Origin of the sequence: Micromonospora sp. NPDC047465 (assembly GCF_040643125.1) — a bacterium.
Lineage (GTDB): Bacteria > Actinomycetota > Actinomycetes > Mycobacteriales > Micromonosporaceae > Micromonospora.
The window spans coordinates 130,973-154,743 of the sequence record NZ_JBEYTP010000011.1; the positions used below are offsets into that span (position 1 = coordinate 130,973).

24 protein-coding genes are annotated in these 23,771 nt (G+C 74.9%); 13 read left to right on the plus strand and 11 right to left on the minus strand.

All coding sequences use genetic code 11. The features are described from left to right. Positions 1-163 precede the first annotated feature (163 nt). Positions 164-727, plus strand: a complete 564-nt coding sequence (locus ABZ793_RS13430; RefSeq protein WP_357456592.1) for a hypothetical protein — start codon at positions 164-166, stop codon at positions 725-727. A 4-nt stretch (positions 728-731) separates the two neighbouring features. Here the strand turns inward: ABZ793_RS13430 and ABZ793_RS13435 are convergent, their stop codons facing one another. Genes ABZ793_RS13435 through ABZ793_RS13465 form a run of 7 tightly spaced genes read right to left on the minus strand, consistent with a single transcriptional unit; the run spans position 732 to position 9,115 of the window. Beyond that, a complete protein-coding gene (locus tag ABZ793_RS13435; RefSeq protein WP_357456526.1) occupies positions 732-1,334 on the minus strand; it encodes a hypothetical protein in 603 nt (200 codons plus the stop codon). Positions 1,335-1,347: 13 nt separating this feature from the next. Beyond that, positions 1,348-2,517: a M23 family metallopeptidase gene (locus ABZ793_RS13440; RefSeq protein WP_357456528.1), complete on the minus strand. Its 1,170-nt coding sequence runs from the start codon at positions 2,515-2,517 to the stop codon at positions 1,348-1,350. Further along, entirely contained in the window at positions 2,514-3,071 is a 558-nt protein-coding gene (locus ABZ793_RS13445; RefSeq protein ID WP_357456530.1) for a hypothetical protein, read from the minus strand. The genes ABZ793_RS13440 and ABZ793_RS13445 overlap by 4 nt, the downstream gene beginning before the upstream one ends. Then, entirely contained in the window at positions 3,068-5,011 is a 1,944-nt protein-coding gene (locus ABZ793_RS13450) for an MFS transporter (RefSeq protein ID WP_357456532.1), read from the minus strand. The genes ABZ793_RS13445 and ABZ793_RS13450 overlap by 4 nt, the downstream gene beginning before the upstream one ends. A 1-nt stretch (position 5,012) precedes the next feature. Continuing rightward, a complete protein-coding gene (locus ABZ793_RS13455) occupies positions 5,013-8,375 on the minus strand; it encodes an ATP-binding protein (RefSeq protein ID WP_357456534.1) in 3,363 nt (1,120 codons plus the stop codon). A 49-nt stretch (positions 8,376-8,424) separates the two neighbouring features. After that, a complete protein-coding gene (locus tag ABZ793_RS13460) occupies positions 8,425-8,787 on the minus strand; it encodes a hypothetical protein (RefSeq protein WP_088976442.1) in 363 nt (120 codons plus the stop codon). A 13-nt stretch (positions 8,788-8,800) separates the two neighbouring features. Beyond that, positions 8,801-9,115 carry a hypothetical protein gene (locus ABZ793_RS13465; protein ID WP_091101477.1) on the minus strand — a complete coding sequence of 105 codons (315 nt, stop codon included), beginning with the start codon at positions 9,113-9,115 and terminating at the stop codon, positions 8,801-8,803. A 343-nt stretch (positions 9,116-9,458) separates the two neighbouring features. Between ABZ793_RS13465 and folP the strand changes: the two genes are divergently transcribed. From folP to ABZ793_RS13500, 7 genes are all read left to right on the plus strand, one after another. After that, positions 9,459-10,370: a dihydropteroate synthase gene (folP, locus tag ABZ793_RS13470; RefSeq protein ID WP_357456537.1), complete on the plus strand. Its 912-nt coding sequence runs from the start codon at positions 9,459-9,461 to the stop codon at positions 10,368-10,370. Then, complete coding sequence (gene folB, locus ABZ793_RS13475) at positions 10,367-10,732, plus strand: dihydroneopterin aldolase (RefSeq protein ID WP_350709435.1); 366 nt, start codon at positions 10,367-10,369, stop codon at positions 10,730-10,732. Before folP ends, folB begins: the two co-directional genes overlap by 4 nt. Continuing rightward, complete coding sequence (gene folK / locus ABZ793_RS13480) at positions 10,729-11,253, plus strand: 2-amino-4-hydroxy-6-hydroxymethyldihydropteridine diphosphokinase (protein ID WP_350709433.1); 525 nt, start codon at positions 10,729-10,731, stop codon at positions 11,251-11,253. Before folB ends, folK begins: the two co-directional genes overlap by 4 nt. 19 nt (positions 11,254-11,272) lie before the next feature. After that, the gene (locus ABZ793_RS13485) at positions 11,273-11,815 is read left to right on the plus strand and encodes a DUF3180 domain-containing protein (protein ID WP_357456540.1); all 543 of its coding nucleotides are present in this window, start codon (positions 11,273-11,275) and stop codon (positions 11,813-11,815) included. A 119-nt stretch (positions 11,816-11,934) separates the two neighbouring features. After that, positions 11,935-13,149 (plus strand): ABC transporter permease, encoded by a 1,215-nt coding sequence (locus ABZ793_RS13490; RefSeq protein WP_357456542.1) that lies wholly within the window; start codon positions 11,935-11,937, stop codon positions 13,147-13,149. Between the two features lie 95 nt (positions 13,150-13,244). Further along, a complete protein-coding gene (locus ABZ793_RS13495; protein ID WP_357456544.1) occupies positions 13,245-13,559 on the plus strand; it encodes a hypothetical protein in 315 nt (104 codons plus the stop codon). 60 nt (positions 13,560-13,619) lie between these two features. Continuing rightward, positions 13,620-14,117, plus strand: a complete 498-nt coding sequence (locus tag ABZ793_RS13500) for a hypothetical protein (protein ID WP_357456546.1) — start codon at positions 13,620-13,622, stop codon at positions 14,115-14,117. 83 nt (positions 14,118-14,200) lie between these two features. On the opposite strand, the gene ABZ793_RS13505 is transcribed toward ABZ793_RS13500, so the two are convergent. Next, positions 14,201-15,202: an ATP-binding cassette domain-containing protein gene (locus tag ABZ793_RS13505; RefSeq protein ID WP_357456548.1), complete on the minus strand. Its 1,002-nt coding sequence runs from the start codon at positions 15,200-15,202 to the stop codon at positions 14,201-14,203. 2 nt (positions 15,203-15,204) lie between these two features. On the opposite strand from ABZ793_RS13505, the gene ABZ793_RS13510 reads away from it, so the two are divergent. The 4 genes from ABZ793_RS13510 (at position 15,205) to ABZ793_RS13525 (ending at position 19,847) form a co-directional block, all read left to right on the plus strand. Beyond that, a complete protein-coding gene (locus ABZ793_RS13510) occupies positions 15,205-15,891 on the plus strand; it encodes an ABC transporter permease (protein WP_357456550.1) in 687 nt (228 codons plus the stop codon). A gap of 55 nt (positions 15,892-15,946) precedes the next feature. Beyond that, positions 15,947-16,669, plus strand: a complete 723-nt coding sequence (locus tag ABZ793_RS13515) for an ABC transporter permease subunit (protein ID WP_357456552.1) — start codon at positions 15,947-15,949, stop codon at positions 16,667-16,669. Positions 16,670-17,059: 390 nt separating this feature from the next. Then, positions 17,060-18,064, plus strand: coding sequence for a glycine betaine ABC transporter substrate-binding protein (locus tag ABZ793_RS13520; RefSeq protein ID WP_357456554.1), 1,005 nt, complete (start codon positions 17,060-17,062; stop codon positions 18,062-18,064). Between the two features lie 115 nt (positions 18,065-18,179). After that, positions 18,180-19,847 carry a hypothetical protein gene (locus tag ABZ793_RS13525; protein WP_357456556.1) on the plus strand — a complete coding sequence of 556 codons (1,668 nt, stop codon included), beginning with the start codon at positions 18,180-18,182 and terminating at the stop codon, positions 19,845-19,847. 21 nt (positions 19,848-19,868) lie between these two features. On the opposite strand, the gene ABZ793_RS13530 is transcribed toward ABZ793_RS13525, so the two are convergent. The 3 genes from ABZ793_RS13530 to ABZ793_RS13540 are packed head-to-tail and all read right to left on the minus strand — an operon-like array spanning position 19,869 to position 22,616. Further along, positions 19,869-21,056 (minus strand): NADH-quinone oxidoreductase subunit D, encoded by a 1,188-nt coding sequence (locus tag ABZ793_RS13530; RefSeq protein ID WP_357456558.1) that lies wholly within the window; start codon positions 21,054-21,056, stop codon positions 19,869-19,871. Beyond that, complete coding sequence (locus ABZ793_RS13535) at positions 21,053-22,300, minus strand: SAM-dependent methyltransferase (protein WP_357456560.1); 1,248 nt, start codon at positions 22,298-22,300, stop codon at positions 21,053-21,055. The genes ABZ793_RS13530 and ABZ793_RS13535 overlap by 4 nt, the downstream gene beginning before the upstream one ends. 4 nt (positions 22,301-22,304) lie before the next feature. After that, positions 22,305-22,616 carry a hypothetical protein gene (locus ABZ793_RS13540; protein ID WP_357456562.1) on the minus strand — a complete coding sequence of 104 codons (312 nt, stop codon included), beginning with the start codon at positions 22,614-22,616 and terminating at the stop codon, positions 22,305-22,307. A gap of 153 nt (positions 22,617-22,769) precedes the next feature. On the opposite strand from ABZ793_RS13540, the gene ABZ793_RS13545 reads away from it, so the two are divergent. Continuing rightward, positions 22,770-23,747 (plus strand): Rossmann-like and DUF2520 domain-containing protein, encoded by a 978-nt coding sequence (locus ABZ793_RS13545; protein WP_357456564.1) that lies wholly within the window; start codon positions 22,770-22,772, stop codon positions 23,745-23,747. Positions 23,748-23,771 lie beyond the last annotated feature (24 nt).

A 23,771-nucleotide genomic window follows, 5' to 3' on the forward strand; every position in this document is an offset into this window, starting at 1 on the left:
CGCAGAGACGGTAACCCAGCCGGAGCGGCTCGTCCGGGATGCGCGGCGGCGCTGCGCCGGTGTTGTCGTGGATCTCACCAGTGGGGAGTGGTCCGTCACGATCCGCTGCATCTGGGGCATTGGGTCTCCGGCGCCCAGCCGCTAGCCTCAGAGGGTGGAATCAGTGCAGCCCCCCGCCGGTTCCCAGGTCTCCCGCGTACCGGCGCAACGGCCCCCCTCCGACCACCTGGCGCCGCCGTCGCCGGCCCCCGCGCCGGAGCGGCCGAGGCGACGGGCTCGCACTGTGCTCACGGTCGTCGCGAGCATCCTCGCGGCGCTCTGCCTCGGCGGCGTGGCCGCCGGATACGTCCTCTACAACCGCGCTGCCGCCCCCGACCGCAGCGCGCCCGACGTGGTGGTGGACAACTACCTCCGGGCATTCCTCGTGGATCGCAACGACACCCGCGCCGGGCTTTTCACCTGCCAGGCAAACACCGGGCTGAGCACGTTGTCCGGCCTGCGTAAGGAGATCGAGCAGCGTGAGGCCAACTTCGGTGTCGTGGTGCGAGTCAGCTGGGGACCTCTCACGCGGACCGAGACCGGAGAGGGCGAATCGGTCGCCACAACTCTCTCCATCTCCAGCTCCGCCAACGGGCAGCCCCGTAGTAGTCGCCGAGAGGACTGGGTGTTCGACGTGAAGGATGGCGAAGAAGGATGGCGGGTTTGCGCCGGCAGGAAAACGGCCTGAGCCGTCACTCGATCCAGAGCAGGTGAACCGGGACCTCCAGTGTGGTCGGCGACTGGCCCCGCCATGCCCAGCGGTACCACTCCACTTCAGGCGTCACCCGCACGCAGATGTCCCCGTCGGCGCCCGAGTAGGTCTCGGTGACCGCCCGCAGGTCCCGGTGCTCCACAGATTCCACGACGTGCACGACCCGGCGGCCGGTGACGGCGTCCGCCTCGAAGACCGGGGTCGGCACACGGTGCGCCGGGGCGTCCAGGGAGACGAGACGGACGCCCGCCTCGCGGTCCACCGACGTGTCCGGCCGGCGGCTCCCCACCGTCTCCACCCAGACCCGCTCCACCGGAACCAGCGGCGCGAACACCTCCACCTGGTCGGACTCCGCCCGGTACCACTCGTGCTCGGGGATCACGGGGACGTAGGTTCGGCTGCCCTGCACCACTCGCTCGTCGGCCCGCAGGTCACCGCGCCAGCCGAGCCCGGGCAGGCCGACCAGGACCCGCCGCCCGCGCAGCTCGACCCGCCCGGTGGCCGGCACGATCTCGATCGGTCGGGGCGGCCGGGGGGCCCAGTCGGGCTGGTCGGCGAACGGGTCGGGGAGCGGCTCGTTCATGACGGCTGGCGCCTCACGCCGCGCCCTTGAGCGGCGCACCCCGCGACCGCATGAACGGCACCGGGTCGATCGCGCCACGGCTGCTGCGATCCTCGTCCTTGTGCACCTCGAAGTGCAGGTGCGGGCCGGAGGAGTTGCCGCTGCTGCCCACCTCGCCGATGACCTCGCCGGCTCGGACGGTCTGGCCGACAGAGACCCGGGGCTTGCTCACCATGTGGCAGTAGCGGGTGATGAACCCGCCGGCGTGCAGGACGTCGACGAACCAGCCGCAGCCGCCCTTGTCCGGCCAACCGTCGGCGTCGCAGCTGAGTCGTCCGCGATTGTCCGGGTCGCAACGGGAGACCAGGACGCGGCCGGTGGCGGCGACCCGGATCAGGGTGCCCTTCGGGGCGGCGATGTCGACCCCGTTGTGCCCGGGCCGGCTCGCCGTGCGGAAGCCCGACCCGACGCCGCCCGGGATGGGCGCCGTCCAACCCGAGGCGGCGATCTCCCCGCCGGCGGCGCGGTCACATGCCTGCTTCCCACCGACGAGCACGGTCCGAGCCGCCCCACCGGCCAGGGCGTTGACGATCTGCGAGGCGATTTCCTCGTGCTTGGCGTAGGCGTCCGGGAAGGCACTGATCTGCACCGCCTGGGCTGCCCGCGTCAGCGGCATCCGCTCCCAGCCGGGTACCTTGACCAGCTTCTCGTAGAACTTCCGGGCGGCGTACTCGGGCGTCATCCGCTGGGCGACGCTGCCCCAACTGGCCCGCTGCTGGAAGAGGCCGACAGAGTCGTGGTCGGCCCCCATGCCCTCGTTGGGCAGGTTCTCGGATTCGCCGACGGTCGGGTTCGCCAGGTTGCGCAGCCGGGACTCCTGCATGGCGGTCGCCACGGCGATGACCCAGCCGCGCGGCGGCACCTTCATCTCCTGACCGACCTTGATGATCCGAGCGGCGTTGCGGAGTTCGACCTCGCCGTATTGGGACATTCGGGGCATGCTGCCCTGGATGTCGACCCGGAAGTCCTCCGTGCAGTCCAGGCTGGCCGACATCATCCGGTCGCCGGCGTCACCGCCGAGTTCGGTGAGGAAGAAGGCGCCGGCACCGCCGGTGCAGCAGAGCAGGGCGAACGTCGCGGTCAGCGCGGCGGCCAGGGCCCCGAGCCGGGGCTGTCGAAGGCGGGGTCGGGTCTCGTCGCTCATTCCTGCTCCCAGTCCACCGCGTCCACCAGCCACCGCCCGTCGGGCGCCACCAGTTCGAGGCGGAGCCGTCCCGCGTCGAGCGGGACCAGCACCTCGACGAAGTTCTCGGTCCGGGGCCGGAGCGTGACGTCACCGTTGACCTGCCCGGCCGGCACCCCCGACGGGTCGGCGCCCGCCAGTTTCTCGGTCAGCGCCGGAGTCGACAGGGGACGCAGCCCCTCCTGCCACTGGTCCGCCGTGACGCCCGGCTTGCCCAGCCACGCCGCGACGAAGCGCTCGGCGACCTCCTCCGGCCTGGGCTCACCTGCGCGGGTGACCGGGGACGGGGGAGCGCCCGTCGAGAACGCTCCGTCGTCACCGGCGGTCGGGGCGACCGTGGTGATGGGTCGGCTCGGACGGTTGCTGAGCCCGTCCGTCGGGTCGCCGGGACCGGAGACCAGCCGGGCCGCCCCGATGACCCCGAACACGACCACGGCGAGAGCGAGCGCGATGCCGAACCGGGACCGCAGCACCCGGGTGACAAGGAATTCGATGGCCCGACGCACCGCACTCACCGCGCCTCGGAGCGGATCCGTGGCGCGGGTTGTGCCGGCTCACGCTCGGCCGAGCCCGGACGGTAGATGACGAATGACGGGTTCTCGTCGGGCACGTCCGGCTCGGTCCAGGCGGCCGGCTGGCGCCGACGAGGCCGGGGCGCGACCGGGCGCGGAGTCTCCCGCTCCGGGGTTTCCGGTGCCTCGGCGGCCGACTCGCGGCCGTCCGGCCGCTGCCGCTCCTGATCGCCACTCGTGCGGGAGTGCGACGGGTCCTCCCGGCGGGCCTCCGGCCGCAGGGTGCTCTTCTCCGCCACGACGGCGCGACGCCGGCCCATCGCCGGCTCGGCCGTGCCACCGGGCTCCGCCACGTCGAGCCGGGCGGCCGTGCGCATGTCCCGGAAGAAACGTCGGTGCCAGGAGCCGGCCGAACTGACCGCCTCGCTGCTGTCCTTGCCGCCAAGCTGGGTGATCCGGCGGTAGGGACGCAGGAGCAGCCAGCCGACCACACCACAGAGCCAGACCAGCACCACCTGGAGCCAGCCCGGCAGCGTCGGCGTGCTCATGATCAGGTCGACTGCGAAGAGGTAGATGGCGGCGCCGGTGCCGAAGATGGCGATGTTGAAGACGGCGGCGACCACCGCGTTTCCCAGCCGGCGCAGCCCGGCGCTGGCCGGTCGCAGCAGGCCCACCGTGCCGAGGATCGGCGCGGCGATCACCGCCCAGCGGAAGATCAGGAAACCCAGCAGCACCAGCAACGAGGCGGTCAGGTCGAACATCGCGAAGAGCACGGCGGCGAGCACCGCGATGAACCCGGCCCCGATCCGGTCCATGTCCCGGACCCCTTGGAGGTACTCGTACGCCTCCGGGTCCTCGATCTCGATCTGCTGCGCCACCCTGGCCCACTGCTGCTGCTTCGCCTTGATGGTGGCCTCGCGGGTGGCCGGATTCGACCGGAGCTTCGCCGCCTCCTCCCACGAGAGCGACTTCGCGTCGTACAGAGCCGGGCCGTACTTCTTGGCGGTCTCGCTGTCGGCCGAGCCGAGCGCCCCCCGCAGCCAGTTGCGGTAGAGCATCGCCTCGGTCGCCGTGTCACTGGCCCGGACGGCGGGCGGACGGTTGTCCTTGCACGCCTCGGGGTTCGGGTCGTCGCACTGGCTGGGTGGGGTGTCCTTGGAAGCGGGGCCGACAGCGTCGTGCACCACGCCCAGCGTGGTGACGAGGGTGCCGTCGGCGATGTTCGCTGACTTGACGGGCCAGGCGGCCAGGGCGGTCACCGCCACCATCACCAGCAGTGCCCAGCCCGCCGTGGTCATCGCGTTGCTCATGTCGGACTGGCGGGAGCGCCAGAGCAGGTAGAGACCGACCACGCAGAGCGTGACGATACCGAAGACGCTGAACACCTTCTGGTAGACGGCCTTGGTCGCCTGGTCCACCAGCGGGTCCGCCCAGCCCCACATCGAGCGCGGATCCCAGGCGCGCTCCCGGAGCGCGTTCGAGGCGCCGACGATCGCCGTGGCCATCATGAACTCGCCGTTGGCCACCGTGTTGGTGAACTTGTAGTCCGGGTGCAGCACCGCAGTCGCGCAGCCGCTGTCGACGTCGTACGTCGAGTAGCTGTAACCGGCGTAGCCGTAGTCGCTGTAGAAGCCCTTCGGGCCCGGCTTCGTGGCCGACTCCGGACGCGAGGCGAACCAGCCGGCGAGCCCGGAGTCCGGGGCGCCGGGGGTCGGCGCGTTCCGGCACTTGACGTCGTCCTCGGCGACCTCCTTGAGCTTGGCGACGCAGGCGCGGAAGTCGGCCTGCCACTCCGGCGTGGTGCAGAGGTCCGCCGAAGCCTGTGCGGTCAGCGGCGCCGGGGCGGCCGCGGCCGCGCCGAGGGCCGGCCAGCCGATCGTGGCCCCGGCGAGTACGCCAAGTGCGAGAAGGAACGCCGCCAGCCGTGCCCGGGCCCCCGCCATGTCACGCCTCCAGGTTCGGCAGGACGGCCGGCAGTACCCCGGCGGCCGCGGCGATCGCGGCGGGAGTGGTGTCGAGGTGGTCCAGCAGCCCGTCGACGTACGAGACGTCGACCCGGACCTTCTGCACCCGACCGTCGACGTCCCGCATGACGAACTCGCGGAAGCCGAGCCGGGTGGCGGAGGTCGCGTCCGCGGTGGAGAGCGAGGCGAGGGTCGCCTCGTAGCCGTCGTCGACCGGCACCCGCAGCAGGCGCAGCGCTTCCGAGGCGATCTCCGCGTCCTCGGCGATCCGGCCGACGAAGACGGTCGAGACCAGGTTCTGCACGTCGAGGCCGAGGATGTCGCGCGGGTTCTGCGAGGCCACCAGCGCGGCGAGGTTCCACTTGCGGGAGTCGCGGGCGAGCCGGACCAGGAAGGAGCGGCCGGAGCGCCACCCCTCCATGAAGTGCGCCTCGTCCAGGCCGACGAGCTTGCGGGACGACATCGACCCGCCGTAGCAGCGGCGTACGGCCAGCCGGTGCGCGGTGTGCAGCATCGGCAGGGCGAGCGCCTCCTCGGCCGACCAGTACTCCCGCTCGATCTTCAGGTCGGGCAGCCGCAGCCCGGCCATGGTTATCACGGTGAGCGCCGCGTCCGCGCCGAGCAGCCCCTCCGGCGGCCGGCCGAAGAAGAGCATGGCCAGCGGCATCTCGGCGGTGTCCAGCAGCAGGTTGGCCAGTTCCCTGCCGGCGTCGTCGTCGAGTTGGCTGAGGCAGGCGACCACGTCGTCCAGGGTGGAGGTCTCCTCCGCCGGCACCTGGCGTACGGCGTGCCGGAACAGGGTGGCGGTGGACGCCTCGCGGGCCACCTGCGGCGGCACCAGCATCATGCAGATGTCCTGTACGAGCATCCGCCGCTCGGCGCGGGCGTTGGAGACGGCGATCTCGAACTCCCGGTCGCCCGCCGCCCCGCTGCCGAACTCGGTGCGCAGCGGGGTCGGGATCAGCGAGTACGGCGCCAGGGTGCCGTGCTCGGAGCCGGTCAGGTTCAGCACCCGCGAGTACGGCCGCAGCTCGGGCATGGCGCACAGCCGGGCCAGCGGACCGGACGGGTCGAGCAGCGTCACCTGGACGCCGCGCCGGGCCGCGAGGTAGCCCAGGGCGCCGAGCAGGGTCGACTTGCCGCCGCCCGGTTCGGCGACGAAGACGGCGAGGCCGGAGCGTTCGCGCACCTCCATCGGGAAGTGCAGGTCGAGGAAGACCGGCCGGCGGCAGGTGCCCGCCGTCCGCCCGATCAGGTCGCCGCGCCGGTCGCCGACCGTGGAGGCGGCCTGCGGGAGGGCGGCGGCGAGCAGGTTGACCGGCATCCGCCGGACGTAGCCGGTGTTGGCGATCGGCTCGCCGGGGATGAACTCGCGGGCCAGCCAGTCCTGGTTCTTCGGGTGTTGCAGCGAGATGCGCAGCTCCCGGGAGTAGAGCTGGATCAGCCGCCGGGCCCGCTCCAGGCACTCCTCGCGGGTCCGCCCGCCGACGGCGATCCGGTGCCAGCCGTGCGCCCGGGCGGAGTCGACCGGCAGGCCGGTCGTCATCTCGTCGCCGATCACCAGGGCCCGCTTGGCCAGCCGCTCCAGCTCGGGCGGGGCGTCGATGCCGTGTTCGGCGTAGTCGAGCTGCTGGGAGCGGATCATCCGGAGCCGGTGCTCGAGGTTACGGAAGGAGTCGCCGGAGCCGAGGATGTCGACCCGGGTGGAGAGCTCCATCGGCCAGGGCAGCCGCTCGTGGAAGTGCAGCCACGGCTCGTGCCGCTCGGGGATCTCCAGCGGTTCCATCCGGCCCACCGCCAGCACGGCGACGTGCCGTTCCTCGCCGGTCATGCGGTTGACCAGCTTGACGGTGGAACCGTACGGGGTGCGGTAGCGCTCCACCTGCTCCGTGAGGGCGAGCAGGTCGCCGCGTTCCCACCGGCCGTCGGTGATCGGGGAGAGCCGGCCGGGGGGCGCCATGCAGAGCGCCACGGAGCGGTAGAGGAGCCATTCCAGCTCCTGCGCGGTGACCCGTCGCCCGCGCATGCCGAACGCGCCCAGCACCTCGTCGAACTGCTCGACGGTGCGCCCGAGCTTGCGGCGCTCGCCCTCGGCCACGCCGCGACCGAAGGTGCGCAGCAGGCGTTCGGTGAACGAGTCGCCGAGGGAACGGCGGGCGAAGGTGACGCCGAGGTAGGTCTGCCCCTCGGCGTGGTTGACCGAGAGCAGGTGCCGCTGCGCGGCCACCAGGTGGTCGGCCCAGCCGGCGGTGCCCGGGACGTCGGGCAGCGGGGATCGGGTGTGCGCGTCGATGGTGCGGGCCCACTCGTCGGCCGGGAAGGGCCGGGTGGTGCGCCGCAGGTGCAGCCGGAAGCCGGCCAGGCCGGCGTACTGCTCGGAGATCGCCGAGAGCAGCGCCTCCCGCTCCGCGTCCGGCCGGAACGCCCAGCGCACCTCGGGCAGCCAGTACCAGGCGGTGACGGTGTTCGGGGTGAAGGTGAGGTGGCCGGCGATCTCGGTGATGGCCAGCTCGACCGCCGGGTCCCGGTCGCCGAACTTGATCTTCGGCGGCTTGACGCGGACCGGCTTGGTGGGCTGGTCGCGCCGGCCGGCGGAGCGCTGGCGCGGCGGCGTCACGTCCCGCCCCGTGCGCTCCGGCAGCCGCTCCCCGGCCCGCCGCGACGGGCGCTCCGGGGGTGCCGGGTCGAGTGGCGCCGGTGGGGGCGGCGGGGTCACGCCGGACGCCGCATCGTCCGCCGGTGGGCGGAGCGTCGGCAGCCGGTCCCCGGGCTGGTGCGGCACCCGGACCGCCCGGGCCGGCGGCTCGTGGGCGACCGCCGGGGGCTCGTACGCGACGGCGGGTGGCTCGTACGCGACGGCCGGCTGCTCGTACGTGACGGCCGGGGGTTCGTCGTCGGCGTCCGCCGGCGGCGGTTCCACCGCGGGCGCCCGGTCGGCCGTGCCGTTGGAACGGGCGGCGCGCGGCGGGGCCGGGGCGGCGGCCGGGGCCGGCTCGACGGCGGCCGGCTGCTGCGGGATGGCAGCGTGCTCCCGCCCGCCGATCCGCGGCGGCGTGGCCGGCCGCGTGCCGGGGCGCGTCCCCCCGAACAGGTCGAGGAAGGGCGAGTCGATGTCGGCGCTGTCGGCCGGTGGCCCCGGGTCGACCGGCGGCGTCCGGCGCTGCACCGGGCGGGGCGCCTGGAAGACGCCGACGCCGCCGTGCCCGGGGGTGGTCACGAGGGCCGGGTCGAGGGCGACCTCGTCCCGCTCGGGCTCGTCCGGGTAGTCGAACGACCGCGCACGGTTACCATGCGAGGCGATCGGGCGCCCGGCCGGGGAACCCGGCGTGGAAGAGCGACTCATGCGACCGCCTCACCCGCGTCGTGCGACTGCCTGATCGGCGTACGCCCGGTCATGCCAGCTCCTCCCGGATCCTGATCCGGCTGCCGACCAGGCGGGGGTCCCGCTGCTCGGCGGCCGGCTCCCGGGTCCGCCGCCAGTCGGTCAGCGCGGTGCGGATCACCATGCGCGCCGGCCGGTCCGGGTCGACGTACCGGAAGATGAACGAGGTGGTCACGATGGCCAGCGCGATCTCCCAGGCCGGGAAGAGCTCGACCTGCAGCGTGAACAACCAGTGGATGAACATGTAGAGGGGGACGAGCAGCATGAACAGCCCGTACTGGGCGTAGGGCAGGTGGACCGGAAGGGTGTAGCCGGGCGGCCCGAGGTAGACCAGGCGAGCCCGGTAGATGTCGTCGTCGGTGCGCAGCCGCATCTCGTGCCCGCGCCTATTCGAAGATCAGGTCGATCAGGTAGTCGCCGATGAAGAAGAGTGTGGCGGCTCCGGCGATGAAGGCGAGCCCGACGATCGCGATGGCCGAGCTGGTCAGCACCTTGGAGATCTCGCCCCGGCTGGCCCGCCCGATGAAGATGACGCCCAGCACGGCCAGCAGGATCGGAGCGATCTTGCTGGCGAAGAACGTGACGACACCCTCGGTGTCGATGCCCTTGGGCGCGGGCTCGGCGAGTGGAGTCGACGCCAGGGTGGAGAGCGTGTGGGCGGCGGCGGACGTCACCGTCTCCATCAGCTCGATGGCGATCACTGGAACCTCCCCAAGTCGCGGCCGGCGGCGCCGCGGTGGTGCAGTAGGCATGCCTGGCGGGAATGGTGCTCACTGGGCGCAGCGTCGATGACCCTGCGTTCGTTGCCCGCCACGGAGGGTGGCGAGCTTTGGGCGGATTCTCCCGCTTCGGCCCTCCCTCCAGGCTTCGCCATCTCGATGCCGGGCAATTCCAAAGCGTACGGGCAGGCCCTCAATGCGACAAGCCGCGAAGAGTCTGCCCGATCCGACCCGGACGACCGATCGTACACTCGTTCGAATGCGCATGTCATCGCCCTCGACCCGGCCCGCCCGGGGCGCTCCGGCCGACCGGTACCGTCTAGTCGTGACCGATCTGGTACGGGCCTCGGCCCCGGTGGTGATGGGCGTCCTCAACGTCACGCCCGACTCCTTCTCCGACGGCGGACGGTACGCCGACCTCGACGCCGCCGTCGGACACGGCGTGCGGCTGCGGGCCGACGGCGCCCACCTGGTGGACGTGGGCGGGGAGTCCACCCGGCCCGGCTCCGACCGGGTCGACGCCGACACCGAGACGGCCCGGGTGCTGCCGGTCGTCCGGGAACTGGCCGCCGCCGGCGTGCCGATCAGCATCGACACCACCCGCGCGCGGGTCGCCGAGGCCGCCCTCGCCGCCGGCGCGGCGGTGGTCAACGACGTCTCCGGCGGCCTCGCCGACCCCGACATGGCCCGCGTGGTCCGGGACGCCGGCTGCCCCTGGGTGCTGATGCACTGGCGCGGCCACGCCCGCGAGATGGGCGAGCTGGCCCGCTACACCGACGTGGTCGCCGACGTCCGCGCCGAGCTGGGCCGGCGTGTCGACGAGGCGCTGGGCGCCGGCGTCGCCGCCGACCGCATCGTGATCGACCCGGGGCTCGGCTTCGCCAAGACGGCCGCGCACAACTGGGAGCTGAGCGCCCGCCTGCCCGAGCTGCTGGAGCTGGGCTTCCCGCTGCTCTTCGCGTCCAGCCGCAAGGCGTACCTGGGTCGGCTGCTGGCCGGCCCCGACGACACCCCCCGCCCGACGGACGGCCGGGACGCGGCCACCGTCGCCACCAGCCTGCTCGCGGTGGCGGCCGGCGCCTGGGGCGTCCGCGTGCACGACGTCCGCGCCACCGCGGACGCGCTCGCCGTCTGGCAGGCCACCGGCGCGCCCCGCCTGACGCCCCCGACCATCGGCGCCGCCCACGCGGGCGCCGGCCGGGCGGGCGGCACCGCCGACCACGGAGGAGACCGATGACCGACCGCATCCAACTGACCGGCCTGCGGGCGCACGGCCGGCACGGGGTGTACGACTTCGAACGCGCCCAGGGGCAGGACTTCGTCGTCGACGCCGTCCTGGAGATGGACCTGGCCCCGGCGGCGCGCTCCGACGAGGTGGGCGACACCGTCCACTACGGCGAACTGGCCGAGCGGCTGGTCGCCGTCGTCACCGGCGAGCCGGTCAACCTGATCGAGACGCTCGCCGACCGGCTGCTGACCGTCTGCCTGGCCGATCCCAGGGTCGAGGTCGCCACGGTCACCGTGCACAAGCCGGAGGCGCCCGTCCCGCACGCCTTCACCGACGTGGCCGTCACCATGACCCGGCGGCGCGACCGGTGACCCGGGCCGTCCTCTCCCTCGGCAGCAACCTCGGCGACCGCCTGGCGCACCTGCGCTCCGCCGTGTCGGCGTTCGGCGACGACGTGCTCCTGCTCTCCGGCGTCTACGAGACTCCACCGTGGGGGGACCAGGACCAGCCCGCGTACCTCAACGCGGTGCTGCTCGCCGAGGACCCGGCCGCGACGCCGCGCGACTGGCTGGAGCGGGCCCGGGCGGCGGAGCGCGCCGCGGGCCGGACCCGCGACCCGCAGCGGCGCTTCGGGCCGCGCACCCTGGACGTCGACGTCATCGCCGTCTGGGCCGACGACGAGCCGGTGGTCAGCGACGACCCGGAGCTGACCCTGCCGCACCCCCGGGCGCACCTGCGGGCGTTCGTGCTGCGGCCGTGGATCGACATCCAGCCGTACGGGCGGCTGCCCGGGCACGGCTGGCTGACGGACCTGCTCAACACCGGCCCGGCCGCCGCCGACGCCCTGGATCTGCGCCCCCGGCCGGATCTGGCGATAGAGTCGACGGCATGACCCAGTGGAGCCGGCCGGCATGACGCAGGCGCGAACCCCACGCCCGGGCGGGACGGGTCCGGACCGGTTCCGGATGGGCCCCACCCGGATCTCCACCCTGGTGGTGGCGGGCCTCGGCGCCGCCGCCGTGGCCTGGCTGCTGATCAGCACCCTCTACTACGACTACCTGCCCGACCTGCCGTGGCTGCCGGTGGTCACCCTGGCCGCGCTCGCCGTGCTGGAGGGGTACGCCGCGGTCAACACCCGGGGGCGGATCGAGCGCCGGCCGGGCCGCGACCCGGTCAACCCGCTGCTGGTCGCCCGGTTCGTGGTGCTGGCCAAGGCGTCCTCGCTGGCCGGCGCGATCTTCGCCGGCTTCTACGCCGGGCTGACCGGCTGGCTCTTCGTGGAGCGCACGGACGCCGCGATGGACGACCGGCCGGTCGCCGGCGCCGGTCTGCTCGCGGGGTTGGCCCTGGTGGCGGCGGCGCTCTGGCTGGAGCGCGCCTGCCGCGTCCCCGAGCAGGAGGACGACGAGGACCGCGAGCCCGGCGACCGGGAGAACCGCCCCGGCCCGCGCTGATCCGGGGGGTTACGCCCGGCCTCCCGCACGGGTAGCGTGCCTGCGACCGGAGAGCAACGGCCGCCCCGGCCCGCCCGCGCGTCGGACCTGGACGAGCGGCCACGTGGGAGGCGGCGGCTATGGGGTACGACGAACCGGGGCGCGACGCGTCCACCGAGCCGTCGTCCGGCATCCCGGCCGCCGTCCTGGAGAACGTCTTCGACGACCCCGCGCACGGGGAACCCGGCCGGGACCGGTTCGCGGTCCACGTCGCCTGGGAGTTGCTGCTCCTCGTCACGCTGGGCGTCGGGACGTTCCTGCTCTGGCGGGAGAACCCGGACGCGCTGCACGGCGCCGGGCTGCGCTCGCTGCTGCTGGACGCGGTCGTGCTCGGGCTCCTGGCGCTGGCTGCCGGGCTGAGCCTGCGTACCGCCGCGGTGAACCTGGCGGTGGGCCCGGTGGCGGTCGCCGCCGCGCTGCACATGGCCGAGCAGGGCGACCGGGGCGTCACGGCGGCCACCGGGCCGGCCCTGGCGGTCGCCGCGCTGGGCGGGCTCGCCCTGGCGCTGGCCGTGGTGGTGCTGCACGTCCCCGGCTGGGCCGCCAGCCTCGCCGGTGCGGCGGGGGTCGTCGTGTACATCGAGCAGCGCTCCGCGCCGGTCCTCCCGCAGGGTGACTACGACCCGGGGCGCGGCGCGCTGCACCTCTTCGCCGGGCTCGCGGCCGTCGCCGTGCTCGGCGGCTTGTTGGGGGCGGTGCGGGCGGTTCGCCGGCTGGTCGGCCGCTTCCGTCCGGTCGTCGACCCGGCCCGCCGCCGCGGCGTGGTGGCGGCGGTGGTCGTCTCCGGCGCGCTCGTCTGCTCGACCGTGCTGGCCGCCCTCGCCGGCATGCTCACCGCCACCCGCGCCACCGGGCCGGTCGCGCCCGACGCCGGGCTGGACTGGACGGTGCTGGCGGTCGGCGTGGCGCTGCTCGCCGGCACCAGCGCCTACGGCCGGCGGGGCGGCGTGTTCGGCACCCTGCTGGCGGTGTGCCTGGTCGCGGTCTTCGTCGCGTACGCGCAGGCCCGGGGCTGGACGGTGAGCCGGTGGGCGGTCGGCGCGGCGGCGCTCGGCGTGGGGCTGCTGGTCACCCGCCTGGTCGAGGCGTACGGGCGGCCGGCGGTCGGCGCGGCGGCGGAACCGGTCCCGGTCGGCGACGGCCGGATCGGCACGGGTTGGGCGGCGCCCCGGCCCGCTCCGGTCGGCGACTGGCCGCCCGCCCTGCCGGCGCAGTCCACCGAGAGCCCGGCGGACCCCTGGAGCGTGCCGCGGTGGGAGAGCGGGCCTCGCCGGTGGGAGAGCGACGACCGCTGAGCGGTCATCCCTGACCGGCCGCGGGGCGGGCCGGCGGTGCCGGCCGGTGTCGCGTCCACCTGCCGGCGGTGATCTCGGCGGTTAGGCTCGGCGGCATGACCGACACACCATCGACCTCCGCCGGCCCGTCGTTCGAGGAGCTCGACGCGCTGTCCACTGAGGAGCTGCGTGAGCGGGCCTTCGCGGTCGCCCGGGAGCGCCGCGACGTGGGCTTCTTCTGGTCGGTGCTGCGGCACCTGCCTAACGCGGACGAGGCCGCCGCACTGGACGGCGCGCCCAACTCGGTGGGGCCGACGATCGACGAGGCCGCCGCGCTGTGGCGGGAGCTGACCGGGCACGGTTACGAGGAGTCCGCACCGCTGCTGCGGGCCGCCTTCATCGACTACCTGATGACGCACCCGCGGAAGTGACGGCGGCCGACGGGCCCCGGCAGGTTTGCTCCCCGAGGTCCGTTGGGAACTGATCCGATCATGGCGCTCACCAACCCGCCGCGGGCCGGCGGCCGCTACGGGACGGCGGCGGGCACCGGCGCGCTCGCCGCGCTCCTGCTGGTCGCGGTCTGCGGCAGCCCGGCGTACGTCGGCTGGGCCGCCGGCACCGACCCCAACTCCGCCGGCGGCTGGTTCCTGCAACTGCTCGCCTGGCCGGCCTGGCGGTTCGACGGCGGCGATGCCTCCGGCGGCCTGCTCGTCGCGAACCTGCGGGCCGTCCTGCTGGTGATCCTCGCGGTGGTCTTCCTCTACCTGCTGCCCGCCACGCAGGTGGCCCGGGTGCAGGGGTCGGCGAGCCAGTTCTTCTCCGGCTGGGCCGCCTACGTCCTGGCCGGCGGCTTCGCCTCGCTGCTCGCCGCCTTCCTCGGCCCCGATCCGTCGCTGCTCACCGCCATCCAGTCGGCCGGCACCGGCGCGACGTACGGCTTCCTCTCCGGCTGGATCGTCGGCACGGCCAGCCTCGGCGGCCGGGCCTGACCCGCCGGCCCGCGATCCCCCCGCCGTCCGACCCGACCCGCTGCCCGCGACCCTTCCCGGCCGGCGTCGGGCGGCCGGCCCGGTCACCGGTCGGGCCGGCCCAGTTCGAGCAGTCGCGTCCGGCTGAGCACGCCCACCGGCCGCCCCTCGTCGGTCACCACCACCCGGTCCGCGGCCGAGGTCAGCAGCGCCCCCAGCGCGTCGTACGCCGAGTCGCCCCGCGACACCGTCGGCAGCTCGGCCACCCCGGTCGTCGGCAGCGGCTCGACGGCCGCGCCGGTCAGCGGGGTGACCGCCAGCCGGCGGATGCCCCGGTCGGTGCCGACGAACTCGCGGACGAAGGGCGTGGCGGGCGCCCCGAGCACGGCGGCCGGAGTGTCGTACTGCTCCAGGCGACCGCCCTGGGAGAGCACCGCGATCCGGTCGCCCAGCCGGACCGCCTCGTCGAGGTCGTGGGTGACCAGCACGATCGTCTTGCGTACCTCGGCCTGCAACCGCAGGAACTCCTCCTGTAACCGGGTCCGGGCGATCGGGTCGACGGCCGAGAACGGCTCGTCCATCAGCAGTACCACCGGGTCGGCGGCGAGGGCCCTCGCCACCCCGACCCGCTGCCGCTGACCGCCGGAGAGCTCGTGCGGGTAGCGGCGGCCGAACGTCGCCGGGTCGAGCCCCACCAGCTCCAGCAGCTCGTCGACCCGGCGGCGGCTGCGCTCGCGGGGCCAGCCGAGCAGCCGGGGCACGGTGGCGACGTTGGCGCTGACCGTCTGGTGCGGGAAGAGCCCGACGTTCTGGATCACGTAGCCGATCCGGCGGCGCAGCCGGACCGGGTCCACCCGGGTGACGTCCTCGCCGTCGAGCAGGATGCGGCCACCCGTCGGCTCGATCAGCCGGTTGACCATCCGCAGCACCGTCGACTTGCCGCAGCCCGACGGTCCGATGAGCACCACCAGCTCGCCGGCGGCGATGTCGAGGCTCAGCTCGCGTACGGCCTCGGTGCCGTCCGGGTAGCGCTTGTGGATGCCCTCCAGCGCGATGGCCGCCGCACGCGGCCCGCCGTGATCCGTGGTTGCCGGGGTAACGTCCACACATGTCCTTCCGCCTGAGCTACCGGGCCGACCCGGGTAACCCGTGGTTCTCCTGGCAGTACGTGCGGGACAACTCTGACACGATCCTCGCCGCCGTGCGGGAGCACGCCTCGCTGACGGTGCGCGCGGTGTTGATCGCCGCCCTGGTCGCCGTGCCGCTGGCCGTGGCCGCGTACTGGTTCCGCTCGCTGGCCGGGCCGGTGCTGGCCGTCACCGGGGTGCTGTACACGGTGCCGTCGCTGGCGCTGTTCGCGTTCATCGCGCCCTACCTGGGCATCGGCGCGGTGACGGCGCTGAGCGTGGTGGTCCTCTACGCGCTGCTGGTGATCGTCCGCAACGCCCTCGCCGGGCTCAACCAGGTGCCCCCCGAGGTACGTGAGGCGGCCGAGGGGATGGGGTACGGCCGCTGGGGCCGGCTGTTCCGGGTCGAGCTGCCGCTGGCCCTGCCGGGCATCCTCACGGGCCTGCGGCTGGCCACGGTCTCCACGGTGGCCCTGGTGACCGTGGGCGTGGTGATCGGGCGGGGCGGTCTCGGGCAACTGATCTTCGCCGGCTTCCAGAACAACTTCTACAAGGCGCAGATCATGACGGGGACGCTGCTCTGCGTCCTGCTCGCCCTGGTGCTCGACCTGATCCTGGCCGGTGTGGGCCGGCTGCTGACCCCCTGGCAGCGGAGCAGGGCGGCGTGAGGGCCCGGAACGCCGCGCGGCGCGGTCCCGCGGCCGCGAACGGAGGGCGGGCCCGATGAACCCCGTCGAGGCGGCGCTGGTCTGGCTCAACGACCCGCTGAACTGGACCAATCCGGGCGGGATCCTGGAGCGGCTCGGCGAGCACCTGTCGATGTCGGCGGCGGCGGTGGCGCTGGGCTGTCTGATCGCCTGGCCGATCGGGCTCTGGCTCGGGCACGCGGGTCGGGGCGGGGGCCTGGTGGTGCTGGTGTCGAACGTCACGCTCGCCGTGCCGACGCTGGCCCTGCTCACCATCCTGCCGCTGACCTTCCTCGGCTTCGGCCAGCCGTCGGTGGTGGTCGCGCTGGCCGTCTTCGCGGTGCCGCCGCTGCTGGCCAACGCGTACACGGGGGTGCGGCAGGTCGATCCGGAGGCCCGGGACGCGGCGCGCGGCATGGGCTTCTCCGGGTGGCAGTTGCTGCGCCGGGTCGAGCTGCCGCTGGCGGTGCCCTACCTGGCGGCCGGATTCCGCACGGCGGCGGTGCAGGTGGTGGCGACCGCCGCGCTGGCCTCCTTCGTCAACGGCGGCGGTCTCGGGCAGATCATCCGCGCCGGGTTCGGGCTGGACATCGCCGCCGGCGGCGGCCAGATCCTCGCCGGCGGCGTGCTGGTGGCCGGGCTCGCCGTCCTGGTCGAGCTGGTGCTGGCCCTGGTCGAGCGGCTGGTCACCCCGCGCCCGCTGCGGGCCACCCGTCGCCGGGCCCGCCGCCGCGCGGCGGACGCGCTGGCCGGCGGCTGAGCTCCGGTCCGCCCCGGGCGGGACGCCACACCCGGGAGCGCCCGCCGACGCTCAGCGACGCCCGCTGCCGCTCACCGACGCCCGCTGCCGCTCACCGACGCCCGCTGCCGCTCACCGACGCCCGCTGCGGCTCACCGACACGCGCTGCCGGTCATCGATGCCCACGGCCGCTCACCGAGGCCCGCCGCCCGGTGGCCGTCGACGGGTGACGATCCGGTGACAAAGCTTTCCTCGGGTTGTCGGACGCGTGTGGAAGATGTTGGGTGGAAAATCGCGGGCGGCCGGAAAGGGCGCCGCCCGGCGGACACAGCGGGCGGCCGGACAGGGATCGCCCGTCGGACACGCGGCCGGCCCGGACGGGTCGCGCCGGGACACGGAAGGCGGGCACTGATGCGCGCACGTACACGACTGGCGGTCGGTGCGGTGGGAGCCCTCGCCGCGGCGGGGCTGCTGACCGGTTGCGGCGACGCCGGCTCCTCCGGCACGGACGCCCCGGAGCAGGCGGCCTCCGGGGCCGGCTGCGCCCCGGTCGCCGGTGACCAGCTCGTCGTCCTCGACGACGACAAGAAGCTCCAGAACACCGACAACGTCATCCCGGCGGTCAACGCCAAGGCGGCCAACCCGCAGCTGCTCGCGGCGCTGGACAAGGTCTCGGCGGCGCTCGACACGCCGAAGCTGATCCAGCTCAACAAGGCCGTCGACGTGGACCGCAAGACGGCGCAGAAGGCGGCCGAGGAGTTCGCCGCGGCCAACGGCGTCACCACGGGCATCGCCAAGGGGCCCGGCGGTCGGATCGTGATCGGCGCGGCCAACTTCACGGAGAACGAGATCCTGGCCGAGCTCTACAAGATCGCGCTGACCGCCGCCGGCTACGAGGCCAAGGTGCAGCAGATCGGCAACCGCGAGCTCTACGAGCCGGCCCTGGAGCGGGGCGAGATCCAGGTGGTCCCGGAGTACGCGGCGACCATGGCCGAGTTCCTCAACACCAAGGCCAACGGCAAGGACGCCCAGCCGGTGTCCTCGCCCGAGCTGGCGAAGACCGTCGCCGCGCTGAAGGCCGCCGGCGACAAGGTGGGCCTCGTCTTCGGCACGCCCGCCGCCGCCCAGGACCAGAACGCCTTCGCCGTGACGAAGGCCTTCGCCGACAAGTACGGCGTCCGCACGCTCTCGGAGCTGGCCGCGAAGTGCTCGGGCCAGGCCACCGTGCTGGCCGGGCCGCCCGAGTGCCCGCAGCGGCCGAAGTGCGGGGCCGGGCTGGTCCAGGTCTACGACTTCAAGGCCGGCTCGTTCAGCTCGCTGGACCAGGGCGGCCCACAGACCAAGAACGCCCTCAAGACCGGCGCCGCCAGCGTGGGCCTGGTCTTCTCGTCGGACGGCGCGCTGGCCGCCAGCTGATCCCCCGGCCGGTAGCCGGCGGCCCCGCGCCGCCGGCTACCGGCTGCGCCGTCCCGTCCCGCCGGGTCTCTCCAGCCGTTTCCAGCCGGGGGAACTCTCGGTAGGCTGCGGACCCATGCCAGCCCCGGTCGCCCCCGCCGACAAGCGCAATCCACCGCTGCTCACCGTGCTCTTCTGGATCGGCGTCGCGCTGGCGCCGGTGGCGGCGCTGATCCTGCTCGTCGCCGACGGCAACGGTCCGCTGCGGTTCGCCGCCGTGCTCGCCATCCTGGCCGTGGTCCTGATCGGCCTGTCGATCGCGTTGCGCGCCGACGGCGCCGGCCCGGCCCGCACCGAGGAGCTGCTGGACGAGATGGAGCAGCTCCGCCACGAGCTGCGCGGGGAGATCGTGGCGGCCGCCCAGCGCGGCAACCAGGCGCTCGACCAGGCCCAGCGGGCCCAGGAGGCGGTCGCCGCGCTGCGCCGGCGGCTGGACGCCAGCAGCGCCGCGCTGGCCGGAGTCGACGACCAGGCCGATGCCGGCCGGGGCCCGGGATCCGCCGACGACGGGTTCTCCGGCCGGGGGCGGGCGCCGGGCCAGGACGATCCGGCGCCCCGCTGGGGACGCGCCGACCGGGACGACGAGGAGCCCGCCCGCCGGCCCCAGCCGGGCCCGCGCGCCGAGCGGCCGGCGGCCCAGGCCGGGGCGTACGGCGCGGACCGGCCCACCGGCGGCTCGGCCAGCGGGTACGGCGGGGACCGGCCCGCCACCACCGGGGTGTACGGCGGGGACCGACCCGCCGGCGGAGCGGCCGGGGTGTACGGGGCGGCCCGGCCGGCGGAGCCCGAGAGCCAGCCCGCCGCGCGCCCGCTCGGGGTGGTGCGGCACACCGAGACCGTGCACGTCACCACCCGGCACACCATCGTGGACGGTGGCGCGTCCGTGCCCGGCGACCCCGGCACCCGGTACGGCGGCGGGTACGCGGGACGGTGGTCGCCGGCGCCGGAGGAGCGGCCGTGGTCCGACGAGTCGGACGACCGGTCCCGGGCCGGCCACGGCGACCCGGAGGACCGGTCCCGGCGCGACGACGACCGTTCCCGGCGGAACGACGACCGGTCGTGGGCGACGGCCGGTGCGCCCCGGGACGACGATCGGTCGCGGTCGCGCGACCGGGGCGAGTGGTCCGGGCAGGGGACCGACCGCGAGCGGCCGGGCCGACGGGACGAACGCGGGCAGCGGCAGGAGCGCGGGCAGCAGTGGGACGACCGGGGCTGGGACGGCACGGGCGGGCCGGCGGCCTGGGCCGTGCCGGCCGAGCAGCCGGGGCGGGGCCGGTCGCACCAGCCCGACGAGGCGGGGCCGGAGAGCGGTGCGTACTGGTCGGAGCTGCGCGCCGGTGACCGGTGGGCGGCCGTGCGGGACGACGAGCGGGGCCGGGAACTGCGGGTCGGGGAGCGGCGTGCCGAGGTGCACGCGGACGCCACCGGCACCGAGTACCGGGTCTCGGACCGCTGGGCGACGGTCCGTCGGGACGAGCCGCATCGGGAACGGGCGGACGACGGATGGCGGGGCGGCTGGGCGGAGCCGGGGGACGCGCCGGCGCTGCCGGCCGGCGGGGTGCCGGTGCCCGAGGAGTGGCGCCCGCCCCGCCAGCGCGGGCACCAGCCCGAGGCGCACCGCGCCCGCCAGCCGGAGCCCGAGCCCGAGCGGTACGGCCGACGGCAGGAGGAGCGCTACGGCTACCCGCCGCAGGACGACGCCCCCCGCGCGGGCGGCTCGCGTTCCGCCGACCGCTGGCGCTGACCGGCGGCCGGGCCGCGCGGATCACTTGTCGATGTCGCCGACCACGAAGAACATCGAGCCGAGGATGGCGATCAGATCCGGCACCAGGCAGCCGGGGAGCAGGGTGGCCAGCGCCTGCACGTTCGCGTACGACGCGGTGCGCAGCTTGAGCCGCCACGGCGTCTTCTCGCCCCGGGAGACCAGGTAGTAGCCGTTGATGCCGAGCGGGTTCTCGGTCCACGCGTAGGTGTGTCCCTCCGGCGCCTTGAGCACCTTCGGCAGCCGGGTGTTGACCGGCCCGGTGAGCCGGTCCACCCGGTCCAGGCACTGCTCGGCGAGGTCGAGCGAGGCGTACACCTGGTCGAGCAGCACCTCGAAGCGGGCGTGGCAGTCCCCGGCGGTCTTCGTCACCACCGGCACGTCCAGCTGGTCGTAGGCCAGGTAGGGCTCGTCGCGGCGCAGGTCGAGGTCGAGGCCGGAGGCCCGGGCGACCGGTCCGGACGCGCCGAACGCGGCGGCGTCCGCCGCGGTGAGCACGCCGACGCCGACCGTGCGGGCCAGGAAGATCTCGTTGCGCCGGATCAGGTTGTCCAGGTCCGGCATGCGTCCGCGGACCTCCGCGATGGCGGCCCGCGCCCGGCCGGTCCAGCCGGACGGCACCTCCTCCTTGAGGCCGCCCACCCGGTTGAACATGTAGTGGATCCGGCCGCCGGAGACCTCCTCCATCACGGCCTGGATCGTCTCCCGCTCGCGGAAGGCGTAGAACATCGGCGTGATTGCGCCGATCTCGAGCGGGTAGGAGCCGAGGAACATCAGGTGGTTGAGCACCCGGTTCAGCTCCGCGAGGGCCATCCGCAGCCAGGTGGCCCGTTCCGGCACCTCCATGCCCATCAGCCGCTCCACGGCGAGCACCACGCCCAGCTCGTTGGAGAAGGCCGAGAGCCAGTCGTGCCGGTTGGCCAGCACGATGATCTGCCGGTAGTCGCGGACCTCGAAGAGCTTCTCCGCGCCCCGGTGCATGTAGCCGACGATCGGCTCGCAGGCCACCACGCGCTCGCCGTCGAGCACCAGCCTCAGCCGGAGCACGCCGTGCGTGGAGGGGTGCTGCGGCCCGATGTTGAGCACCATGTCGGTGCCGAGCTGCTCCCCGCCGGTGCCCGCCACCAGGCCCGCTCCGGTGCCGACGGTCAGCTCGCGGAGGTCGCCGGCGTCCGTGGTCATGTCCGTCATCGTGCCATGAACCGCTCGGGGTCGACGCCGACCGGTTGCCGCAGCCACCAGTGCCCACCCAGCCCGGCCGGGTCGGTCAGCTCCGCCACGGCCGAGGCGGCGGCGAGCGCCCGCACGTACCCGACCGGGTCGCTGGCGGCCAGGCTCAGCACCGGTCGCCCGCCGTCGGCCCCGAGCGCCCGCAGCGCCTCCCGCTGCGACACCAGGTCGTACGCGCACCGGGCGACCCGCTCCCCGGCGGAGGCGACGGAGTCGACGGCGACGTGTGCGGTGACGTCGCAGGTCCCGTCGGGCACCGGCGGCACCTGCCGCCCGCCCCGGTACCCGGTCAGGCTCCCGTCGACCGGTCGGTCGTCCCTCAGGTGCCCGTAGTCCACGGCCAACGCCAGCCCCCGGTCGACGTGGCGCACGGCTTCCGCCCAGGCCTCGTCGCGGGTCCTGCCGATCTCTGCTCGCACCCCGGTGGGGGGTTCCGGGCGGCCCGACCCGCTCCGGGCGGTCAGGCATGATCCCTCCGCGGGTCGGGCCGCCCGGAACCCTGACCCCGTCGGACCGATGCCGTCCGCGCCGGCCCCCGGCGCCGGCCACCACCGGGCCAGCCAGTCCGCGTCGGCGGGATCGACCGGGTCACCCACGGTCTCCGCACCGGTGGTGGGGTCGACCAGCAGGTAGCGCCAGCCGTCGGCGGTGTGCACCGCCACGTCGAGCGGCACGTTGTCCAGCCACTCGGTAGCCACCAGCAGCCCGGTGATCCCGTCGGGGATCTCGTCCAGCCAGTCGATCCCGTCCGGCAGGTCGGCCGGTCGGGGCGCCTTCTCGACGGCGGTGAGGCGTACCCGACGAGCGAGCGCAACCGGCGCGGACGGGGCGGGACCGGCGGGCGACGGGCCGGACGAGAGCGAGGGCCGGGCGGCGGCCGGGGGAGTCGGGGTTGCCGGGGAGCCCGCCCGTGGAGGGATCAAGCCTGACCGCCCGGAGCGGGCGGGCTCCCCGGCAACCCCCAGGGCGGCGGCGACTGCGCGCAGCAACTCACCCCGACCCGCTCCCACGTCCACCACGTCCAGCCGGGCCGGGTGCCCGAGGGCGGCGTCGACCTGCTCGACGAGCCGCAGCAGCGCGGCGGCGAAGGCGGGGGACGCGTGCACGCTGGTGCGGAAGTGGTCGGCCGGGCCGGAGCCGGCGACGAAGAAGCCGCCCGGCCCGTAGAGCGCCCGGTCCATGGCGTCCCGCCAGCGGACCGGCATCAGTTCATCCCTCGTCCCGCAGGGGCGACCAGATCTCCAGCACGGGGTCGGACGGTCGGAGCGCGTCGAGGTCGGGGGCCGCCCGCCCGGCGCGGGCGGAGATGACGGCCACCGCCTCCCGGAACCCGTCGACCGTATCGCCGACCTCCATGAACTCGCCCGACACGTGGGTGACCTCGAAGTACAGGAACCGGTGCTCCGCGGGGGGCAGCGCGGCGACCGAGACGTGTTGGATCTCGGACCAGGGCCAGCCGAAGCTGTGCCGGTCGTCCTCCGTCCGGATGCCGACCTCGTCCACCACGACCCGCTCCGTCACAGGCGGCACTGTAGCCGCAGCCGGCCGCCCACGCCGCCGGGAACGCCCCCGCGCACCACCCGGTGAAGGTTTTCACAGACCCTGTTTCGGCTCCGTCACGGCGGCGCATACTTGCGATCGACCGGTACCCCCTCCGAGGACTGGATCGTTGCCATGAGCGCACCGCTGCGCCCGCAGGCGGCCACCCCGCCTACGGCCGCCGTACCGCCGGGCGGCGCCACATCCGGCGCCCCGCTCTCCTTCCCGCGCACGCTCACCGTCGGCGTCGTCGGCGCCGGCCGGGTCGGCGCGGCGCTGGGCGCCGCGCTCGTCGCCGCCGGCCACCGGGTGGCCGCCGCCTCCGGCGGCTCCGGCGCATCCCGGGCCCGGCTGGCGCTGCTGCTGCCCCGGGTGCCCCGCCGCTCCGCCGCCGCCGTGGCCCGCGCGGCCACCGATCTGCTGCTGCTCGCCGTGCCGGACGACGCGCTCGCCGGGGTCGTCACCGACCTGGCCGACAGCGGCGCGCTGCGTCCCGGCCAGGTCGTGGCGCACGTCTCCGGCGCGCACGGGTTGGCCGTGCTCGCCCCCGCCGCCGCGGCGGGCGCCCGGCCGCTCGCCCTGCACCCCGCCATGACCTTCACCGGTACGCCGGACGACCTCGCCCGGCTGGCCGGCATCTCGTACGGCGTGACGGCCCCGGCGGAGCTGCGCTCCCTGGCCGCCCGGCTGGTCGCCGACCTCGGTGGCGTGCCGGAGTGGGTCGGCGAGGCCGACCGGCCGCTCTACCACGCGGCGCTGGCGCACGGCGCCAACCACCTGGTGACCCTGGTCAACGAGGCGGCCGACCGGCTGCGTGACGCCGGGGTGGCCCAGCCGGAGAAGGTGCTCGCCCCGCTGCTGCGGGCCGCCCTGGAGAACGCGCTGCGCCTCGGCGACGACGCGCTGACCGGGCCGGTGTCCCGGGGCGACGCCGGCACGGTCGAGCGGCACCTGGCCCGGCTCGCCGCCACCGCACCCGAGTCGGTCGCGCCCTACCTGGCCCTGGCCCGGCGTACGGCCGACCGGGCCATCGCCGCCGGCCGGCTCCGCCCGGTCGACGCGGAGTCGCTGCTCGGCGTGCTGGCCGGGACCCGGCGGGAGGTGGCCGCGTGAACGGGCCGACGACGGACGGAGGGG

Excerpts from the sequence above, each read along its gene's own strand:
- ABZ793_RS13435 (WP_357456526.1), bottom strand. The coding sequence starts at position 1,334 with ATGAACGAGCCGCTCCCCGACCCGTTCGCCGACCAGCCCGACTGGGCC.
- ABZ793_RS13440 (WP_357456528.1), bottom strand. The coding sequence starts at position 2,517 with ATGAGCGACGAGACCCGACCCCGCCTTCGACAGCCCCGGCTCGGGGCC.
- ABZ793_RS13450 (WP_357456532.1), bottom strand. The coding sequence starts at position 5,011 with ATGGCGGGGGCCCGGGCACGGCTGGCGGCGTTCCTTCTCGCACTTGGC.
- ABZ793_RS13455 (WP_357456534.1), bottom strand. The coding sequence starts at position 8,375 with ATGAGTCGCTCTTCCACGCCGGGTTCCCCGGCCGGGCGCCCGATCGCC.
- ABZ793_RS13460 (WP_088976442.1), bottom strand. The coding sequence starts at position 8,787 with ATGCGGCTGCGCACCGACGACGACATCTACCGGGCTCGCCTGGTCTAC.
- folB (WP_350709435.1), top strand. The coding sequence starts at position 10,367 with ATGACCGACCGCATCCAACTGACCGGCCTGCGGGCGCACGGCCGGCAC.
- ABZ793_RS13485 (WP_357456540.1), top strand. The coding sequence starts at position 11,273 with ATGACGCAGGCGCGAACCCCACGCCCGGGCGGGACGGGTCCGGACCGG.
- ABZ793_RS13490 (WP_357456542.1), top strand. The coding sequence starts at position 11,935 with ATGGGGTACGACGAACCGGGGCGCGACGCGTCCACCGAGCCGTCGTCC.
- ABZ793_RS13495 (WP_357456544.1), top strand. The coding sequence starts at position 13,245 with ATGACCGACACACCATCGACCTCCGCCGGCCCGTCGTTCGAGGAGCTC.
- ABZ793_RS13500 (WP_357456546.1), top strand. The coding sequence starts at position 13,620 with ATGGCGCTCACCAACCCGCCGCGGGCCGGCGGCCGCTACGGGACGGCG.
- ABZ793_RS13510 (WP_357456550.1), top strand. The coding sequence starts at position 15,205 with ATGTCCTTCCGCCTGAGCTACCGGGCCGACCCGGGTAACCCGTGGTTC.
- ABZ793_RS13515 (WP_357456552.1), top strand. The coding sequence starts at position 15,947 with ATGAACCCCGTCGAGGCGGCGCTGGTCTGGCTCAACGACCCGCTGAAC.
- ABZ793_RS13520 (WP_357456554.1), top strand. The coding sequence starts at position 17,060 with ATGCGCGCACGTACACGACTGGCGGTCGGTGCGGTGGGAGCCCTCGCC.
- ABZ793_RS13525 (WP_357456556.1), top strand. The coding sequence starts at position 18,180 with ATGCCAGCCCCGGTCGCCCCCGCCGACAAGCGCAATCCACCGCTGCTC.
- ABZ793_RS13530 (WP_357456558.1), bottom strand. The coding sequence starts at position 21,056 with ATGACGGACATGACCACGGACGCCGGCGACCTCCGCGAGCTGACCGTC.
- ABZ793_RS13535 (WP_357456560.1), bottom strand. The coding sequence starts at position 22,300 with ATGCCGGTCCGCTGGCGGGACGCCATGGACCGGGCGCTCTACGGGCCG.
- ABZ793_RS13545 (WP_357456564.1), top strand. The coding sequence starts at position 22,770 with ATGAGCGCACCGCTGCGCCCGCAGGCGGCCACCCCGCCTACGGCCGCC.